Source organism: Ramlibacter sp. bp-362 (assembly GCF_054956735.1).
Map to the genome: position 1 here is coordinate 198,159 of NZ_JBUDXE010000003.1, position 18,161 is coordinate 216,319.

Genomic DNA, 18,161 nt, shown 5'->3' on the forward strand with positions numbered 1-18,161 from the left:
CTGTTCAGGCCAGGTAGGGGTGGCGCATCATGATCGTGTGGTCGCGATCCGGGCTGGTCGAGATGATATCGACCGGCACGCCGGTCACGTGCTCGATGCGCTGCAGGTACAGGCGCGCGTTCACGGGCAGCTGGTCGTACTCGGTCACGCCGACGGTCGATTCGCTCCAGCCTTCCATGGTCTCGTACACCGGCTTGCAGCGCGCGATCTCGTCGGCGCCCAGCGGCAGGATGTCCACGTACTGGCCATCGAGCTCGTAGCCGGTGCACAGCTGCAGCTGCTCCAGGCCGTCGAGCACGTCGAGCTTGGTGATGCACAGGCCCGTGAGGCCGTTGACCTGCGCGCTGCGTTTCAGCAGCGCCGCGTCGAACCAGCCGCAGCGCCGCGAGCGGCCCGTGGTCACGCCCTTCTCGGCGCCCACGGTGGAGAGGTGGTAGCCCACGGTGCCCGGCGTCGCCCAGTCCAGCTCGGTCGGGAACGGGCCGCCGCCGACGCGCGTGCAGTAGGCCTTGGTGATGCCCAGGATGTAGTGCAGCATGCCCGGGCCGACGCCCGCGCCGGCGGCCGCGTTGCCGGCCACGCAGTTGCTGGAGGTGACGTAGGGATAGGTGCCGTGGTCCACGTCCAGCAGCGTCCCCTGCGCACCCTCGAACAGCAGGTTGTCGCCGTGCAGGTGCGCCTCGTTCAGCTCGCGCGACACGTCGGCCATCATGGGCCGCACCACCTCGCCGTGGCGCAGCGCCTCGTCCAGCACCTGCTGGTAGTCCAGCGGCTTGGCGTGCAGGTACTGCGTGAGCACGAAGTTGTGGAACTCCAGCAGTTCCTTCAGCTTGGCCGCGAAGCTTTCCGGGTGCTTCAGGTCCTGCACGCGCAGCGCCCGCCGCGCGACCTTGTCCTCGTACGAGGGGCCGATGCCGCGGCCGGTGGTGCCGATCTTCTCGCTGCCGCCCTTCTCGCGCGCGGCTTCGCGGGCGACGTCCAGCGCCGCGTGGAAGGGCAGGATCAGCGGGCAGGCCTCGCTGATGCGCAGGCGGGAGCGCACCTCGATGCCGGCCTTCTCCAGGCCCTCGATCTCCTCCAGCAGCTTGGCGGTGGACAGCACCACGCCGTTGCCGATGTAGCACTTCACGCCCGGACGCATGATGCCGCTGGGGATCAGGTGCAGCGCGGTCTTCACGCCGTTGATCACCAGCGTGTGGCCGGCGTTGTGGCCGCCCTGGAAGCGCACCACGCCCTGCGCCATCTCGGTGAGCCAGTCCACCAGCTTGCCCTTGCCTTCGTCACCCCACTGGGTGCCGACCACGACCACGTTGCGGCCCTTCGTCTTCGTCATGACTTGCTCTTCGGGAAAATGATTCGGTTCACAGGGGGCGCACGGCCCAGCGGCCGTCCGCATCGCGGGCGAGTTCGCGGTCGCACTGGAACTCGTCGACCTCGCTTTCGTGGCCCGGCAGCACGCACACCACGGTCTCGCCGTCGCGGCGCAGCGCCGCGATGGCGGCGCGCAGCCCGGTGGCGTCGGCGCCGGCATCCAGCCAGGGCGCGCGGATCGCCGCCTTGAGCGGGCGCTGGGCGGCCACGCCGACCAGCTGGCGCACGTCCAGGCTGAAGCCGACGGCCGGGCGGTTGCGGCCGAACACGGCGCCCACCTCGTCGTAGCGGCCGCCGCGCACGAGCGCGTCGCTCGCCGCCGGCGTGTACACCGCGAAGCGCATGCCGCTGTAGTAGGCGTAGCCGCGCAGGTCGGCCAGGTCGAAGCGCACCTGCGCGCCCGTCACGTGGCCGGCCAGCCACTTCAGTTCCTGCAGCGCCTGCGTTATCGCCGGCACCTGCGGCAGCACCCGCGCCGCCTCGGCCAGCACCTTCTCGTCGCCGTAGAGGCCCACCAGGTCCAGCAGCGGCTCGCGCGCGGCGGCGGGGAATTCCTTCGTGAGCGCCGCCAGCTCGGTGGCGTCCTTCGTGACCAGCGCCGCGTGGACGGCGGCCAGGCGCTCGTTGGCCACGCCGACGCCGGCCAGCAGCGTGCGCACGATGCGCGCATCGGCCATGTCGACGGTCAGCGGCTCGACGTGGGTGGTCTTCAGGCAGTCCAGCGCCAGCAGCAGGGCCTCGACGTCGGCTTCCAGCGCCGCGTGGCCGTAGATCTCGGCGCCGAACTGCAGCGGCTCGCGCGTGGCGTGCGGGCCGGCCGGGCGCGTGTGCAGCACCGGGCCGCAGTAGCACAGGCGGGTGACGCCCCGGCGGTTCAGCAGGTGGGCGTCGATGCGCGCGACCTGCGGCGTGGTGTCGGCGCGCAGGCCCAGCATGCGGCCGGAGAGCTGGTCGACCAGCTTGAAGGTCTGCAGGCCCAGGGCCTCCCCGGTGCCGGTGAGCAGCGACTCCAGGTGCTCCAGCATGGGCGGCATCACCAGCTCGTAGCCGTAGGCACGGGCGGTGTCGAGCAGCTCGCGGCGCAGTTCTTCGATGTGCCGGGCCTCGGAAGGCAACACATCGGCGATGTGATCCGGCAGGACCCAGGCGGACATGGGAATGCGGGGCTGTTAAAACCGTGATTCTACCGGGGGTGCCATGCCCTCCCCCCGGAGGCGGGGAAGGCGGCCCCTAGTGCAGCCACCAGAGCGTGATCACGCCCAGCAGGATGCTCGTGAGCCCGAAGAAGCGCAGCTGCCCGTCGCGCAGCTCCATCAGCTTCAGGAAGGTGCGGCGCCAGCCCCCCGGCGACAGGAAGGGGAACAGGCCCTCCAGCACCAGCATGAAGGCCAGCGCGGTCCAGAAGACGTCGCTGTCCAAGATGCTCAGCGCCGCGGGCCGGAGGCGGCGGCGCCGCTGCCCGACAGGCCGTTGCGGTAGGTCCGGAAGAACTCCACGCCGGCCGGGTCCACCACGACCACGTCGCTCTTCTTGCTGAAGCTGGACTTGTACGCCTCCAGGCTGCGGTAGAACTGGGCGAAGGCGGGGTCGCGGCCGAAGGCCTCGGCGTAGATCGCCGCGGCCTCCGCGTCGCCCTCGCCCTTGACCTTCTGCGCATCGCGGTAGGCGTTGGCGATTGCCACCTCGCGCTGGCGGTCGGCGTCGGCGCGGATCTTTTCGCCCTCGGCGGCGCCGGTGGAGCGCAGCTCGTTGGCGACGCGCTTGCGCTCGGCGTCCATGCGGCGGTAGACCGACTCGGTGATCGCCTCGACGTAGTCGGCCCGCGTGATGCGCACGTCGATGATGTCGATGCCCCAGGGCTTGGCGCCCTTCACGGCCTCGATCACCTCGCGCTTCACGTCCGCCATCAGGCGCTCGCGCCGGGACGACAGCAGCTCGTTGACGGTCACGCGGTTGATCTCCTCCTGGAAGGCGTTGCGCACCACGCGATTGAGCTGGTTGGCGCCGGCGGCCTCGTCCAGGCCCACGTTGCGGATGTAGGCGAGCGGGTCGGTGACGCGCCAGCGCACGTACCAGTCGATCACCACGCGCTGCTTCTCCGCCGTCAGCATGGGCTCGGTGTCCACGCTGTCGAGCATCAGCAGGCGCTTGTCGATGTAGCTCACGTTCTGCAGCGGCGGGGGCAGCTTGAACTTGAGGCCGGGCTCGCTGATCACTTCCTTGACCTGGCCCAGGGCGTAGACCACGCCGAACTGGCGCTGGTCGACCACGAACAGCATGGAGCTGACCAGGGCCAGCAGGACCAGCAGCGAGGTGATGATGAATCCGAGGCGGTTCATTTAGCGGGTCTCCCTCTCGCGGCTGCGGCCGTTGTCGCGGGTGCGCGCGTCCGAGGCGCTGGAGGACGATGTGGGCGGGGGCGGCGCCTGCGTCGCGGGCGCCTGCTCCTGCGGCTGCGCGGCGGCGGCGCCGGCGGCCACCTGCTGCAGGATCTTGTCGAGCGGCAGGAACAGCATGTTGCCGCCCTGGCGCGACTCCACCAGGATCTTGGTCACGTTGCCGTAGATCTGCTGCATGCTTTCCAGGTAGAGGCGGTCGCGCGTGACCTGCGGGGCGCGCTGGTACTCGGCCAGCAGCAGCTTGAAGCGCTGCGCGTCGCCCTGCGCCTGCGCGACGATCCGCGCCTTGTAGCCCTGCGCTTCCTGCGCCAGGCGCGACGCGGTACCGGCGGCGCGCGGGATCACGTCGTTGGCGTAGGCCTGCGCCTCGTTCTTGGCGCGCTCGCGTTCCTGGCCGGCGCGCAGCACGTCGTCGAAGGCGGCCTGCACCTGCTCGGGCGGGCGCACGCCGCCCTGCTGCATGTTGATGCCCACGACCTCGACGCCGATGCCGTAGCGGTCCAGGATCGTCTGCATCAGCTCGCGCACGCGCGGCGCGATCTGGTCGCGCTCCTCGGCCAGGGCCGAGTCCATCTTCATCTTGCCGATCACCTCGCGCACGGCGCTCTCGGCGGCCTGCACGACGGCTTCCTGCGGGTTCTTGCTGACGAACAGCCAGGCGCGGGCGTCGTTCAGGCGGTACTGCACGGCGAACTTGACCTCGACGATGTTCTCGTCCTCGGTCAGCATGGCCGATTCCTTCAGGCCGGTGGCGCGGATCACGTTGTCGCGGCCGATGTCCACCACGCGGATCTGCGTCACCTGCACGATCTCGTGCCGCTCGATCGGGAACGGCAGGCGCCAGTTGAAGCCGGCGCCGACGGTCGCGTGGTAGCGCCCGAAGCGCGTGATCACCGCCTGCTGGCCTTCCTGCACGATGAAGATGCCGGTCAGGAACCAGATCCCGACGACGACCAGCGCGACCAGGCCGGCGCCGACCCAGGCGCTCTTCATGTCGGGCTGGAAGTTGCCGTTGCCGCCGCCACCGGTGCCGCCCCCGCCGCCGCGGCGGCCGCCGAACAGCCCGCCGAGCTTGCGGTTGAAGTCGCGCCAGAGCTCGTCGAGGTCGGGCGGGCCCTGGTTCGGGCCCTTGTTGCCTTCGGAGCGCTGGCCCTCGTTCTTGTCCTCGCCGCGCCCCCAGCGCGGGTCGTTGAGGTTGAACATGCCCCGGATGCGGCCTCTCAGCCCGGCGAAGGACAGGCTGCGGAAAGGAAGGTTCATTCGTTCGATTTCTCTGTGGTCGGCAGGTGCATTGTGCCCAATCGGAAAAGCCTCAGGCTGAGCCAGCCGGAACGTCGTCCCGGCCGTGCGCCGACTCGACGATGCGCAGCAGCTCCGCGCGCAAGGCCGGCAGGCCCTCGCCGGTGCGGCTGCTGGCGAAGACGCGCGGCACCAGGCGGCCCTCCAGCGCGATGCGGTCGGCCGCCTGGCGGGGACGCTGTCCCTCGGGCAGCGCGTCGATCTTGTTGAACACCAGCAGCTGCGGCACGTCCCCGGCGCCGATCTCGTGCAGCACCCGCTGCACTTCCTGGATCTGCTCCGGGTGGTGCGGGTTGGCCGCGTCCACCACGTGCAGCAGCAGGTCGGCGTCGGCCGCTTCCTGCAGCGTCGCCTGGAACGCGTCGATCAGGCCGTGCGGCAGGTCGCGGATGAAGCCCACCGTGTCGGACAGCGAGACCGAGCGGCCGCCGCCCTCGCCGTCCTGCAGGTAGAGCTGGCGCGTCGTGGTGTCCAGCGTGGCGAACAGCTGGTTGGCCGCATAGGCGCGCGCCTTCACCAGCGCGTTGAACAGCGTCGACTTGCCGGCGTTGGTGTAGCCCACGAGCGAGATCGTGAAGGTCTCGCGCCGCTCGCGCTGGCGCCGCTGGGTGGCGCGCTGGCGCTTGACCTTCACCAGCCGCTCGCGCGTGCGCTTGATGGCGTCGTCGATCATGCGCCGGTCCAGTTCGATCTGCTTCTCGCCCGGGCCGCCGCGCACGCCGGCGCCGCCGGTCTGCCGCTCCAGGTGCGACCAGCGCCGCACCAGCCGCGTGCTGAGGTACTGCAGGCGCGCGAGCTCCACCTGCAGCTTGCCTTCGTGGCTGCGGGCGCGCTGGGCGAAGATCTCCAGGATGAGCAGCGTCCGGTCGTTCACCGGCAGGCCGGTGTACTTCTCCAGGTTGCGCTGCTGCGCCGGGCTCAAGGCCTGGTCGAACAGGATCTCGCTGGCGCCCATCTCCTCCGCGAGCTGCTTGATCTGGTCGGCCTTGCCGCGGCCGACGAACAGCGCCGCGTCGGGCGCCTTGCGGCGCGCCGTGACGCGGGCGACGGGCTCCATCCCCGCGGTCTGGGCCAGCTGGCCCAGCTCCTCGAGTTCGGCGTCGAAATGGGGCAGCCCCAGGTCCACCCCCACCAGGATGGTGGCGGCGGCCGGGCGTTCGGGCGATGCGGTCAAGCCGGCAACCAGGAGGGACGGGCCCGGCGCCGGAAGGCGCGGGCCGGGGTGCGGGACAGGTTCAGGCGGCGGTGCCCTCGCCGGGTTCGGCCGCCGAGAAGTTCACGGCGCGGCCGGGCACGATGGTGGAGATGGCGTGCTTGTAGACCATCTGCGTCACGGTATTGCGAAGCAGCACCACGTACTGGTCGAACGACTCGATCTGGCCCTGCAGCTTGATGCCGTTGACCAGGTAGATCGAGACCGGCACGTGCTCCCGGCGCAGGGTGTTCAGGAAGGGGTCTTGTAGTAGCTGCCCTTTGTTGCTCACGATATTCTCCGTGTTCCGGCGTTGTTGGAAGTTGCACATTACCACAGCAAGCGGCCGCGGCGGCGCGCCGGCTGCAGCCCGGCCATGGCCGTTCGGCCGGAATCAGTCCTTGTCGGCGTACGGATTCTTCGAGGTGCGCATCTCGATCCGCAGCGGGGTCCCGACCAGGTTGAACTCCTTGCGGAAGCGCCCCTCGAGGAAGCGCTTGTAGGCGTCCGTGACGTGCTCCAGCGAGTTGCCGTGGACCACGATGACCGGCGGGTTCATGCCGCCCTGGTGGGCGTAGCGCAGCTTGGGCCGAAACATGCCCGAGCGCTTGGGGGACTGGAACTGCACCGCCTCGTGCACCAGCCGGGTGAGCACCGGGGTGGTCATCTTGACCATGGCGGACTTGTAGGCGTGCGCGATCGAGCCCCACAGGGGCCCCAGGCCCTGGCGCTTCTGGGCCGAGATGAAATGCAGTTCGGCGAACTTGAGGAAGGGCAGCCGCTGCTCGACCTGCCGGCGCACCAGCTCGCGGCCGTAGTCGTCCATCGCGTCCCATTTGTTGACGGCCAGCACCACGGCGCGGCCGGACTCGAGGATGTAGCCGGCGATGTGGGCGTCCTGGTCGGTCACGCCCTGGGTGGCGTCCAGCAGCAGCAGCACGACGTTGGCCGACGCTATGGCCTGCAGCGTCTTCACCACCGAGAACTTCTCGATCGCCTCGAAGACCTTGCCCTTGCGGCGCAGGCCGGCGGTGTCGATCAGCTCGAACTTCTGCCCCGCCCGCTCGAAGGGCACCGAGATCGCGTCGCGCGTGGTCCCCGGCAGGTCGAAGGCCACCAGCCGCTCCTCGCCCAGCCAGGCGTTGATCAGGGTGGACTTGCCGACGTTGGGCCGGCCGGCCACGGCCAGCTTGATGGTGCCGGGCGGGCCGTCGGCGGCCGACTCGTCTTCCTCGGGCAGGTGCAGCGGCTCGAAGGCGGCCTCCACGAGGCTGCGGATGCCCTGCCCGTGGGCGGCGGATACGGCGTGGATCTCGCCCAGCCCGAGCTCGTAGAACTCGGTGAGCTGCACGCCTCCCTGCATGCCTTCGGCCTTGTTGGCCGCCAGCACGGTGGGCTTGCCCAGCTTGCGCAGGTAGTTGGCGATGTCGTGGTCCTGCGCCGAGAGGCCGGCGCGGGCATCCACGACGAAGACGACGACGTCGGCCTCGGCGACGGCCTGCTGCGTCTGCTTGGCCATCTCCTTGTAGATGCCCGATTCGGCCGTCGGCTCGAAGCCGCCCGTGTCGATCACGATGAATTCGTGGCGCCCCTGGCGCGCGTTGCCGTAGTGGCGGTCGCGCGTGAGCCCGGCGAAGTCCGCCACGATGGCATCGCGGGTCTTGGTCAGCCGGTTGAACAGCGTCGACTTGCCGACGTTGGGGCGGCCCACCAGGGCCATCACCGGCTTCATTCGGAGAAATCCTTTATTCGGGGACGAAGGCGAACACGCCGCCGTTGCGCGTGACCACCAGCAGGCTGTTGCCGGCCGTCACGGGCGCGGCCGCGATCGCGGAGCCGTCGGTGGCGAGGCGCGTGAGCAGCGTGCCGTCCTCGCGGGAGAGCAGGTGCACGAAGCCGAAGCCGTCGCCGACGATGATCGAGCGTCCCAGGGCCAGCGGCGCGCCCAGTTCGCGGTGCAGCAGGCGGTCGTTCGTCCAGGCGCGCTGGCCGTCCTCGCGCTTCCACGCGACCACGCGGTCGTCGCGCTCCGTGCCGAACACGTTGGCGGCATCGCCGCTCAGGCCCTCGGCGCCGTTGGCGCGCTGCGTCCAGACGGTCTGGCCCCGCGCGGTGTCGACGCAGCCCACGGCGGCCTGGAAGGCGCGGGCGCAGACGGAGTCGCCGACGCGGCTGACGCCGCCCACCAGGTCCACCAGGCGCTCGACGTCGTTGATGCCGCGGGCGCTCGCGATGGTCGCTTCCCAGCGGACGCTGCCATTGAGCGGGTTGAGGCCCGCGAGGCGTCCGCCCTGCCCCACCACCAGCGTGTCGCCGACGGCGAGGATCACGCCGGCCTGGCGCAGCACCAGCGGCTCGCCGGGGCGCTGCTGCGACCAGAGGCGCCGGCCGGTGCCGCCGTCGAAGGCGCTCACCGAACGGTCGCCGCCCAGCACGAACACGCGGGCGCCGGCCACCAGGGGCGGCGTGTACGACAGCGCGCCCAGCTTCTGGCGCCACGCGACCTTGCCGCTGGACAGCGCGACCAGCTCGTTGTCGCGCGTGACGACCGCCGCCGTGCTGCCGTCGAATCCGACGCCCGCGGCGAGCGGCGCGCCGGCGCTGCCGCGCCACTGCTCGCGGCCGGTGCGGGCGTCGAGGCCCACCACCGTGCCGTCGCTCGCGGCGACGGCGGCGACGTTGCCGCTGACGGCCACCACCAGCGGGAAATCGACCTTGCCGACCTGGGCCGACCAGGCCTGGCGCACGCCGATCAGGTGCGGATCGGGCTGGAGTTCGGCGGGCTTGGGCTTCTCCACGCCGCCGCCCCAGCCGGCCGGCAGCAGCGAGCAGCCGGCCGCCAGCGACAGCAGGGCCGCCGCCAGCGCCGTGCGCAGGGCCAGGGCGCCGCGCCGGCTCATGAACGGGCGCTTTCCGCCGCCGGCTTGAGGGTGGAGACGTCGACGCCCAGGGCGGTCAGCTTCACTTCGACCAGGGCGCGGTAGTCGGCGTCGGCGCCCAGGCCGTGCCAGGCCTTGAGGTATTCGGCCTTGGCCTGGTCCTTCTTGCCCTGCAGCTCGTAGATGTCGCCGCGCCGGTCGGCGGCCAGCGCCTCGAAGGGCTGCGGCATGCCGGAGCCGAGCTGCTTGAGCGCCTCGTCGTAGGCCTTGGACTGCGCCAGCAGCGCGGCGAGGCGCAGCTTCGCGACGGCCTCGTAGCCTTCGTCGGAGGCGCCGTCGGCGACCCATTGCAGGGCGGCCTTGGCGGCGTCCGTCTTGCCGTGCTCGGCCAGCGACTTGGCGGCCAGCAGGCCCGCCTGCCGCGCGTAGGTGGTGCGACCGTACTTGTCCTGGATGTCCTTGAAGGCCTGCTCCACCCGGCCGGTGTCGCCGCCGGCGGCGGCGCGCTCCACCTCGTCGTAGAGCACCGAGGCCTGCACCGCCTGCGAGCGCTGCCAGTAGTTCCAGCCGTTCCAGGCGGCGTAGCTGCCGAACACCACGATCAGCACCCAGCTGATCAGGTTGCCGTACTGCTTCCAGAAATGCTTGAACTCTTCAAGCTGTTCCTGTTCTTCGAGGTCGAGGTGTCGTGCCATGGCGGCGAATTGTAGGGTCAGGGCCGCAGGGAGGCGGCCCAGGAGGCGACATCGGCCAGCGGACGCAGCACCTGCTCGCCGCCGCCGCGCAGCGGTTTCACCGCCACCTGCCCCTGCGCGACCTCGTCGGCGCCGAAGATCAGCGCGAAGCGCGCGCCGCTCGCATCGGCCTTCTTGAACTGCGACTTCATGCTGCCGGGGCCGTCGGGCCCGCCGGCATGCTGCTGCACCCGCAGGCCGGCGGCGCGCAGCGCCTCCAGCGTGGCGATCACCAGCGGCAGCGGCGCGCCGGGCGGCACCACGGCGTAGGCGTCGGGCGCGGCATCGGGCACCGGCACCTTCAGCTCCTGCAGCAGGAGAAGCAGGCGCTCGATGCCCAGGCCGAAGCCCACGGCCGGCGCCGGCTTGCCGCCCAGCTGCTCGATCAGGCCGTCGTAGCGGCCGCCGCCGCAGACCGTGCCCTGCGAGCCGAGCTGGTCGGTCACCCACTCGAACACCGTCAGGTTGTAGTAGTCCATGCCGCGCACCAGGCGCGGGTTGACGCGGTAGGCCAGGCCGACGGCCTCGAGCGTGGCCCGCACGGCGTCGAAGTGGGCGCGGGAGGCCTCGCCCAGGTAGTCGATCAGCTTCGGCGCCTCCTCGATCAGCGCCTGCATCTGCGGGTTCTTGCTGTCCAGGATGCGCAGCGGGTTGCTGTGCAAGCGGCGCTGCGCGTCGGCGTCGAGGGCGTCGGCGTGCTGCTCGAAGTACCGCACCAGCGCCTCGCGGTGCTGCCGGCGCTCGTCCGGCTGGCCCAGGCTGTTGATCTCCAGGCGCACGTCGCGGCCTTCGACCAGGCCCAGCTCGCGCCAGAGCGCGCGCGCCATGAGGATCATCTCGGCGTCCACGTCCGGCCCGGCGAAGCCCAGCGCCTCGACGTCGAGCTGGTGGAACTGCCGGTAGCGGCCCTTCTGCGGCCGCTCGTGGCGGAACATCGGGCCGATGGTCCACAGGCGCAGCGGGCCGTTGTACAGCGCGTTGTGCTCGTTCATCGCGCGCACGATGCCGGCCGTGGCCTCGGGGCGCAGCGTGAGCCGGTCGCCGTTCATGGAGTCGACGAAGGAGTACATCTCCTTCTCGACGATGTCGGTCACCTCGCCCAGCCCGCGCACGAACAGCGCCGTCGGCTCCACGATGGGGGTCAGCAGGTACTGGTAGCCGTAGCGCGCCATCACCGTGCGCACGCCGGACTCGAACCATTGCCACAGCGCCGAATCCGGCAGCTTCTCCGTGCGCGGCACCGACGCCGGCAGGATGTCGTTCATGCCCTTGACGGCACTCAGTTTTTCAGCCATTCACTCGCCTTCAGGCGTGCGCTTCGACGCTGCCGAAGCGCTTCTCGATGTAGTTCTCGACGATCTGGTGGAATTCGGCGGCGATGTTCTCGCCGCGCAGCGTCATCGCCTTCTGCCCGTCGATGAAGACGGGCGCGGCGGGCGCCTCGCCGGTGCCGGGCAGGCTGATGCCGATGTCGGCATGCTTGCTCTCGCCCGGGCCGTTGACGATGCAGCCCATGACGGCCACCTTCATCGTCTCCACGCCCGGGTACTTCGCGCGCCACACCGGCATCTGCGCGCGCAGGTAGTCGTCGATCTGCTTGGCCAGCTCCTGGAAGGTGGTGCTGGTCGTGCGGCCGCAGCCCGGGCAGGCGGTCACGCTCGGCACGAAGCTGCGCAGGCCCAGGGCCTGCAGGATCTCGGAGGCGACCACCACCTCCTGCGTGCGCGGCTCGCCCGGCTGCGGCGTGAGCGACACGCGGATCGTGTCGCCGATGCCCTCCTGCAGCAGCAGGCCCAGCGCCACGGCGGAAGCGACCGTGCCCTTGGTGCCCATGCCGGCCTCGGTGAGGCCCAGGTGCAGCGGGTAGTCGCAGCGGCGCGCGAGCTCGCGGTAGACGGCCACGAGGTCCTGCACGCCGCTCACCTTGCAGGACAGCAGCACCTGCTCGTGGCGCATGCCCAGTTCCTCGGCGCGCTTCGCGGATTCGATCGCGGAGGTGACCAGCGCCTCGTACATCACCTGCTTCGCGTCCCAGGGCTGGGCGCGGCGCGCGTTCTCGTCCATCAGCGCGGCGAGCAGCTCCTGGTCGAGGCTGCCCCAGTTGACGCCGATGCGCACCGGCTTGTCCCAGCGCAGCGCGGCCTCGACCATCTGCGCGAACTGGCGGTCGCGCTTGTCGCCCTTGCCCACGTTGCCGGGGTTGATGCGGTACTTGGACAGCGCCTCGGCGCAGGCCGGGAACTCCTGCAGCAGGCGGTGGCCGTTGTAGTGGAAGTCGCCGATCAGCGGCACCGCGATGCCCATGCGATCGAGCTGCTCGCGGATGTAGGGCACCTGCTGCGCCGCCTCGGGCGTGTTGACCGTGATGCGCACCAGCTCGCTGCCCGCCAGCGCCAGTTCCTTCACCTGGATCGCCGTGGCGATCGCGTCCTGGGTGTCGGTGTTGGTCATGGACTGCACGCGCACCGGCGCGTCGCCGCCCACCGTGACCACGTTCGCGCCCCAGGCGACGCGCGCCTGGGCGGAACGGCGCGCCTTGGGCGCCGCGGGTGCGATGGGCAGGCAGGGAGCGGACATCACTTCACTTCGAAACGGGCCACGTTGTCGCGGGCGACGGACCCCAGGTTGAACGGCTTGCCGCGCACCTGCACCTCGGTCGCCTCGACGCTGCCGACGACGACCGACAGCGGCAGCGTGCCGGAGGCGCCGGCGCTTTCGCCGGCCTCCATCAGCTTGCGGAACACGGTGGCGCCGGTGGCGTCGGTCACCTCGATCCACGAGGGGCCGCGGGTGCGGAAGGTGATGGTGCCGCTGGCGTTGATCGGTCCGCTGGCGGCGACCGATGTCGGCGCGGCGGCGACGGCGCTCGCGCTCGTCGCGGCCGGGGCGGCGGCAGGCACGCCGGGCGCCACGCTGGCCTGCGGGGCGGCACTGACCGCGGCGGGCGTCGGCACCGCGCCCGAGGCCGACGCCGGCATGGCCGGACTCGCCGGCGCCGGGCCGGCGCTCTCGACCGGCACCGGGGCGGCCGGCACGTTGGCGGCGGCGCCGGGGGGCGGCATCACGGGATCGACCCGGGCGGCCTGCGTGACGCTGTCGTAGCCGCGCTGGGCCACCGGCAGGAAGATCAGCACCAGCGCGCCGAGCAGCAGCGCCACGACGGTCAGCACCACCGGCCGCGTGACCTGGTCCAGCAGGCCGGGGCCGGGACCGTCGCTGGGCGAACGGAAAGGCGCGTTGATGCCCTTGCCCTCGTCCGGCAGCCGCGGCGAGGCCGTCTGCGGCAGGCGCTCCAGCACCGGCTGCGCGTCGATCTTGAGCGTGCGGCAGACGCTGGAGGCGAGCGCGCGCACGAACACGGCGTCGGGCAGGAGGTCGTAGCGGTCCTCCTCCAGCGCCTCGAGCTTGCGCACGGGCACCTTGAGGTTCGCGGCCAGGGTGGCCACGTGCAGGCCGGCGGCCTCGCGCGCCTGCCGCAGCAGCGCGCCCGCCGTCACGCCGTCCTCGACGGGGGCGCCGGCCTCAGTCATCGAAGGCTCCCTTGTCGAGCGCGATGCGCTCGCGCGAGTTCGGGAAGCGCTTGCGCAGTTGCTCGGCGAGCTGGCCCATGGCCAGCGGATCGTTCATCCTGCGCTCGACCTTGATGCCGAGCCACAGGGATTCGGCGTTGGCGAGTTCGCTGTTGTTCAGGCGGCGGATGTAGAACTGCGCGCGCTCGTACTCGCCGCGGCGGAACAGCAGGTTGGCGAGGTTGTAGCCCGTGATGGGATTGCCGGCGTCGAGCTCGTAAGAGCGCGCGAGCTGCCGCTCGGCCTCGGCCAGCCGGCCGGCACGCGCGTAGCAGATGCCCTGCGCCATCAGCGTCTTGGAGCGCGAGCCGTAGAGCGGGTTGGCCAGCGCCTGTTCGAAGGAGCGCGCCGCCTCCGGGTAGCGGCCCAGCTCGCATTGCAGCCAGCCGTAGTTGTGGTGGGCGTCGGCGTCGCGCGGGTTGAGGGCCAGCGCGCGCTTGAAGCTGTCCTCGGCCTGCGCGTTCTCGCCCAGGCGCATGTAGATCAGGCCGCGCAGGTTGTACGCATCGCTGAAGGTCGGATCGGCGGCCAGCACCTGCTTCAGCTCGTCGAGCGCGACCTCGGTCTTGCCTTCCTCGTAGTAGCTGGAGGCGAGCTGCAGGCGGATGCGGGCGCGGCGGCGGGCATCGCTCTCCTGCGAGGGCGTCACGACGTCGGCCAGGCTGGTTTCCTGCGCCGGCGGGGTGGCGCAACCGGTGAGCGTGGTGCCCAGCACCCCCGCGAGCGCGGCGGCCGCCAGCCACCGCGCCGTGAAGCGGCTTCGCGCCGCCATGGCCATCGTCATGATCCCCTACGCCTCCTTCGTGGTGTCGGCGGGGACCGGCTTGAGCATCACGATCCGTTGCTGCGCGATGCGCCGGTCGACCCGCGTGCGGTCCTTCACGTCGCCGGCCAGCTGGCCGCAGGCGGCGTCGATGTCGTCGCCGCGCGTCTTCCGCACCGTCGTCACGATACCAGCATCACTCAGGATTTTCGCGAAAGCCTGCACGCGCTGTTGCGGGGAACGCACCAGCCCGGAGGCGGGGAAGGGGTTGAAGGGGATCAGATTGAGCTTGCACGAGATGCCGCGGCCGCGATGCTGCTGCAGCAGCCGCACCAGCGCCTGCGCGTGCTCCGGCAGGTCGTTCACGCCATCGAGCATCACGTACTCGAAGGTGATGAAGTCGCGCGGCGCGTGCGCGAGGTAGGCCTCGCAGGCATCGAGCAGCTCCGCGACCGGGTACTTCCGATTGAGCGGCACGAGCTTGTCGCGCAGGTCGTCGGTGGGCGCATGCAGCGACACCGCGAGCGCCACCGGGCAGTCCTGCGCGAGGCGCTCGATCATGGGCACGACGCCGGAGGTGGAGACCGTCACGCGCCGGCGCGACAGGCCGTAGCCGTGGTCGTCCAGCATCGTGCGCAGCGCCGGCACGAGGGCCGAATAGTTCTGCAGCGGCTCGCCCATCCCCATCATCACGACGTTGGAGATGACGCGCTCGCCGTTCGTTCGGAGGTGCGCGCGCAGGAAGTGCTCGGCGAACCAGAGCTGCGCGACGATCTCGCCGGTCGTGAGGTTGCGCGAGAAGCCCTGGTGGCCCGTGGAGCAGAAGCGGCAGCCCACGGCGCAGCCCGCCTGCGAGGAGATGCACAGCGTGCCGCGGTCGTCCTCGGGGATGAAGACGGCCTCGACGGCGTCGCCGTTGCCCACGTCGAACAGCCACTTGATCGTGCCGTCGGCGGATTCGTGCCGGGAGAGGACGGGCAGGCCCTCGATGCGGGCGCTGCCCTGGAGCTTGTCGCGCAGGGACTTCGCCAGGTCCGTCATCTGGGCGAAGTCGCGCGCGCCCTTCTGGTGGATCCAGCGGAACAGCTGGGTGGCGCGGAAGCGCTTTTCACCGAGCTGCGCGCAGAACGCGGCCAGACCCTCGAGGTCGAAGTCGAGCAGGTTGGCCGTCATTTCATGCTTAGCGGGAGTAGATGTTCATGGCCGGGAAGAAGAAGGCGACTTCGTTCTTCGCGGTCTCGGGGCCGTCGGAGCCGTGCACCGCGTTGGCGTCGATGCTGTCGGCGAAGTCGGCGCGGATGGTGCCGGCGGCCGCCTTCTTGGGATCGGTGGCGCCCATCAGGTCGCGGTTCTTCAGGATGGCGCCCTCGCCTTCCAGCACCTGGATCATCACCGGGCCGGAGATCATGAAGTCCACCAGGTCCTTGAAGAAGGGACGCTCCTTGTGGACGGCGTAGAACTGCTCGGCTTCCTGGCGCGACAGGTGGGTCATCTTCGCGGCGATGACCTTCAGGCCGGCCGCCTCGAAGCGCGCGTAGATCTGGCCGATGACGTTCTTGGCGACGGCGTCGGGCTTGATGATGGAGAGGGTGCGTTCGATGGCCATTGCGGTATTCCTTCGGCTTGTGTTTGGGGTTTTGCCGGAGGCAAAAAGTTCGGCAAAGCCCGCAATTCTAATCCGGGCTCCATGGCCCTGCTCTTGCCGGGCATGACGCACGGGTTCCCGGAGAGCAGAACGCAGAGGACGCAGAGATTACGCAGAGAACGCAGAGGAAAAAAGATTTCCTGATTTTCTCCGCGTCCTCTGCGAAACCTTTGCGTCCTCTGCGTTCTTCTGGTGGCGAGCCGCCCGCTCAGCCGCGCCCGCGGCCACCGCCGCGGCGCGGGCCGCCTCGGCCGCCGCCGCCGCCGGGCATGCCGCCGGGGCCGCCGCGGCGCTGGCGGTTGAAGCTGTCGGCGCCGATGTAGCCCAGCGACGTCTTCATCGGGTCCGGCTGGCTGCCGCCGCCCGAACCGCCGCCGCCGCCCGACTTGCGCCGGCCCTGGCCCTGCTGCGGCTTGCCCTGGCGGGCGGACGGGCCGCCCTGCGGGCGCGGGCCGTCGCCGCGGGGGCCGCCGCGGCGCTTGTTGCGGCCGCCCTTGCCGCCGCGTTCGCCGCCGCCTTCGCGACCTTCCTGCCGCGCCAGGCCGGGCACGCCGGCCGCGCGGGTGAGCGCGTCGATGTCGCGCTCGCCGAGTTCCATCCAGGCGCCGCGCTTGAGGCCGCGCGGCAGCACCATCGCGCCGTAGCGGATGCGGATCAGGCGGCTCACGGCGTGGCCGACCGCCTCGAAGAGGCGGCGCACCTCGCGGTTGCGGCCCTCGTTGATCGTCACGCGGTACCAGACGTTGGAGCCTTCGCCGCCGCCCTCGTCGATGGTGCCGAAGGCGGCGCGGCCGTCCTCCAGTTCCACCCCGTCCAGCAGGCGCTGGCGCTCCTCCGTGGTGAGCGCGCCCAGCACGCGCACCGCGTACTCGCGCTCCAGGCCGAAGCGCGGGTGCATGAGCTTGTTGGCCAGTTCGCCGGAGCTCGTGAACAGCAGCAGGCCCTCGGTGTTCAGGTCCAGGCGGCCGACCGACTGCCACTTGCCCTGCTGCAGCTTGGGCAGCTTGCGGAACACGGTGGGACGGTTCTGCGGGTCGTCGTGCGTGACGACCTCGCCGACCGGCTTGTGGTAGGCGATCACGCGCGGCGGCGGCGGCGCGATGCGCACCTTGATCGGCTTGCCGTTGACCTTGATCTGGTCGCCGAACTGGATGCGCTGGCCGATGTGGGCGGGCTCGTTGTTGACCGAGATCCGCCCTTCCATGATCAGCTGCTCCATCTCCAGCCGCGAACCGAGGCCCGCCTGCGCCAGCACCTTGTGCAGCTTGGGCGTTTCCGGCTGGGGCGCCAGCACGCGCTTGGGCGCGGCCGCGTCGGCGTCCTGCTCCTCCTCGTCGAAGCGGCCGGTGACGACGTCCTCGAAGCGGATGCCGGGCTCGGCGGCGGCGGACGCCGCGGGGGCCGGTTCGCGCTGGCCCTCGGCTTCGTCTTCGGCTTCGGCTTCGAGTTCGGCTTCGTCGGCTTCCGGCGCCTGCTCCTGCGCGCGCGCCTGCTCGTCTTCCCGCAGGCCGTCTTCCCCAGGCGTGCGGGCCATCGCGTCGATCGGGTCGTTCATGGGTTCAGGTCTCGATGGCTTGCGCCGGATCATGGTCGCCGAGGCCGGCGCCGTTGGGGGCGGCCGGGGCCGGCTCGGCCTCGCCGGGTTGCGCGGACGCGGCGGCGTCGGCATCGGCGCCCCCTTCGGCGCCCTCGCCCGCTTCGGCATCCATGGCCAGCTCGGGCTGCGGTTCGCCGGCCTGCTGGGCCAGCGCCTCGAACACGCCCTGCTGCGCCGGGCCCTGCAGCTCCGGCAGCTGGTCGAGCGAGGCGAGGCCCAGGTCGTCCAGGAACTGGCGCGTCGTCGCGTAGAGCGCCGGACGGCCGGCGGCCTCGCGGTGGCCGATCACCTCGATCCAGCCGCGGTCTTCCAGCTGCTTGAGGATCTGCGTGTTGATCGTGACGCCGCGGATGTCTTCCATGTCGCCGCGCGTCACCGGCTGGCGGTAGGCGATGATGGCGAGCGTCTCGAGCGCGGCACGGCTGTACTTCGGCGGCTTCTCCGGATGCAGGCGGTCGAGGTACTCGCGCATCTCGGGCCGGCTCTGGAAGCGCCAGCCGCTGGCCACGCAGACGAGTTCCACGCCGCGCTGCGCCCAGTCCAGCTGCAGCTCGGCGAGCAGTTCCTTGATGGTGTCGGCGCCGAGCTCGTCGGCGAACAGCACGCGCAGCTCGCGCACCTGCAGCGGCTGCTGCGTGCAGATCAGCGCGGTCTCGAGGACGCGCTTGGCATCCGCCGTATTCATCGTCTTGTCGTGATGGAAGGGGCGCCTC

The 18,161-nt window shown here is 70.9% G+C and carries 18 protein-coding genes; all 18 read right to left on the reverse strand.

Going from position 1 to position 18,161, the window contains the following annotated elements; translation table 11 throughout:
• Window positions 1–4: 4 nt before the first annotated feature.
• The 18 genes from ACY0MJ_RS05445 to scpB all read right to left on the reverse strand — a co-directional run bounded on the left by ACY0MJ_RS05445 (window position 5) and on the right by scpB (window position 18,133).
• Entirely contained in the window at window positions 5–1,333 is a 1,329-nt protein-coding gene (locus ACY0MJ_RS05445; protein WP_462637306.1) for an adenylosuccinate synthase, read from the reverse strand.
• 28 nt (window positions 1,334–1,361) lie between these two features.
• Window positions 1,362–2,525 carry an ATP phosphoribosyltransferase regulatory subunit gene (locus ACY0MJ_RS05450; RefSeq protein WP_462637307.1) on the reverse strand — a complete coding sequence of 388 codons (1,164 nt, stop codon included), beginning with the start codon at window positions 2,523–2,525 and terminating at the stop codon, window positions 1,362–1,364.
• Window positions 2,526–2,601: 76 nt separating this feature from the next.
• Window positions 2,602–2,790, reverse strand: a complete 189-nt coding sequence (locus tag ACY0MJ_RS05455; RefSeq protein ID WP_462637308.1) for a DUF2065 domain-containing protein — start codon at window positions 2,788–2,790, stop codon at window positions 2,602–2,604.
• Window positions 2,791–2,795: 5 nt separating this feature from the next.
• Window positions 2,796–3,710, reverse strand: coding sequence for a protease modulator HflC (gene hflC, locus ACY0MJ_RS05460; protein WP_462637309.1), 915 nt, complete (start codon window positions 3,708–3,710; stop codon window positions 2,796–2,798).
• Window positions 3,711–5,030: an FtsH protease activity modulator HflK gene (gene hflK, locus ACY0MJ_RS05465; RefSeq protein ID WP_462637310.1), complete on the reverse strand. Its 1,320-nt coding sequence runs from the start codon at window positions 5,028–5,030 to the stop codon at window positions 3,711–3,713. It lies immediately after the preceding gene.
• Between the two features lie 52 nt (window positions 5,031–5,082).
• Window positions 5,083–6,243: a GTPase HflX gene (gene hflX, locus ACY0MJ_RS05470; protein WP_462637311.1), complete on the reverse strand. Its 1,161-nt coding sequence runs from the start codon at window positions 6,241–6,243 to the stop codon at window positions 5,083–5,085.
• A gap of 61 nt (window positions 6,244–6,304) precedes the next feature.
• A complete protein-coding gene (gene hfq, locus ACY0MJ_RS05475; RefSeq protein ID WP_462637312.1) occupies window positions 6,305–6,553 on the reverse strand; it encodes an RNA chaperone Hfq in 249 nt (82 codons plus the stop codon).
• A 102-nt stretch (window positions 6,554–6,655) separates the two neighbouring features.
• Window positions 6,656–7,993: a ribosome biogenesis GTPase Der gene (gene der / locus ACY0MJ_RS05480; RefSeq protein WP_462637313.1), complete on the reverse strand. Its 1,338-nt coding sequence runs from the start codon at window positions 7,991–7,993 to the stop codon at window positions 6,656–6,658.
• A 13-nt stretch (window positions 7,994–8,006) separates the two neighbouring features.
• Complete coding sequence (bamB, locus tag ACY0MJ_RS05485) at window positions 8,007–9,161, reverse strand: outer membrane protein assembly factor BamB (protein ID WP_462637314.1); 1,155 nt, start codon at window positions 9,159–9,161, stop codon at window positions 8,007–8,009.
• Window positions 9,158–9,835 (reverse strand): YfgM family protein, encoded by a 678-nt coding sequence (locus tag ACY0MJ_RS05490; protein ID WP_462637316.1) that lies wholly within the window; start codon window positions 9,833–9,835, stop codon window positions 9,158–9,160. Before ACY0MJ_RS05490 ends, bamB begins: the two co-directional genes overlap by 4 nt.
• 17 nt (window positions 9,836–9,852) lie before the next feature.
• Window positions 9,853–11,169 (reverse strand): histidine--tRNA ligase, encoded by a 1,317-nt coding sequence (gene hisS, locus ACY0MJ_RS05495; RefSeq protein WP_462637318.1) that lies wholly within the window; start codon window positions 11,167–11,169, stop codon window positions 9,853–9,855.
• Window positions 11,170–11,179: 10 nt separating this feature from the next.
• A complete protein-coding gene (ispG, locus tag ACY0MJ_RS05500; protein ID WP_462637319.1) occupies window positions 11,180–12,451 on the reverse strand; it encodes a flavodoxin-dependent (E)-4-hydroxy-3-methylbut-2-enyl-diphosphate synthase in 1,272 nt (423 codons plus the stop codon).
• Complete coding sequence (locus ACY0MJ_RS05505) at window positions 12,451–13,404, reverse strand: helix-turn-helix domain-containing protein (protein WP_462637320.1); 954 nt, start codon at window positions 13,402–13,404, stop codon at window positions 12,451–12,453. Before ACY0MJ_RS05505 ends, ispG begins: the two co-directional genes overlap by 1 nt.
• A complete protein-coding gene (pilW, locus tag ACY0MJ_RS05510; protein WP_462637321.1) occupies window positions 13,397–14,227 on the reverse strand; it encodes a type IV pilus biogenesis/stability protein PilW in 831 nt (276 codons plus the stop codon). Before pilW ends, ACY0MJ_RS05505 begins: the two co-directional genes overlap by 8 nt.
• A gap of 6 nt (window positions 14,228–14,233) precedes the next feature.
• Window positions 14,234–15,379 carry a dual-specificity RNA methyltransferase RlmN gene (gene rlmN, locus ACY0MJ_RS05515; RefSeq protein WP_462637322.1) on the reverse strand — a complete coding sequence of 382 codons (1,146 nt, stop codon included), beginning with the start codon at window positions 15,377–15,379 and terminating at the stop codon, window positions 14,234–14,236.
• A 7-nt stretch (window positions 15,380–15,386) separates the two neighbouring features.
• Window positions 15,387–15,812: a nucleoside-diphosphate kinase gene (ndk, locus tag ACY0MJ_RS05520; protein ID WP_462637323.1), complete on the reverse strand. Its 426-nt coding sequence runs from the start codon at window positions 15,810–15,812 to the stop codon at window positions 15,387–15,389.
• A gap of 247 nt (window positions 15,813–16,059) precedes the next feature.
• The gene (locus ACY0MJ_RS05525; protein ID WP_462637324.1) at window positions 16,060–17,520 is read right to left on the reverse strand and encodes a pseudouridine synthase; all 1,461 of its coding nucleotides are present in this window, start codon (window positions 17,518–17,520) and stop codon (window positions 16,060–16,062) included.
• Complete coding sequence (gene scpB / locus ACY0MJ_RS05530; protein WP_462637325.1) at window positions 17,411–18,133, reverse strand: SMC-Scp complex subunit ScpB; 723 nt, start codon at window positions 18,131–18,133, stop codon at window positions 17,411–17,413. Before scpB ends, ACY0MJ_RS05525 begins: the two co-directional genes overlap by 110 nt.
• Between the last annotated feature and the right edge of the window lie 28 nt (window positions 18,134–18,161).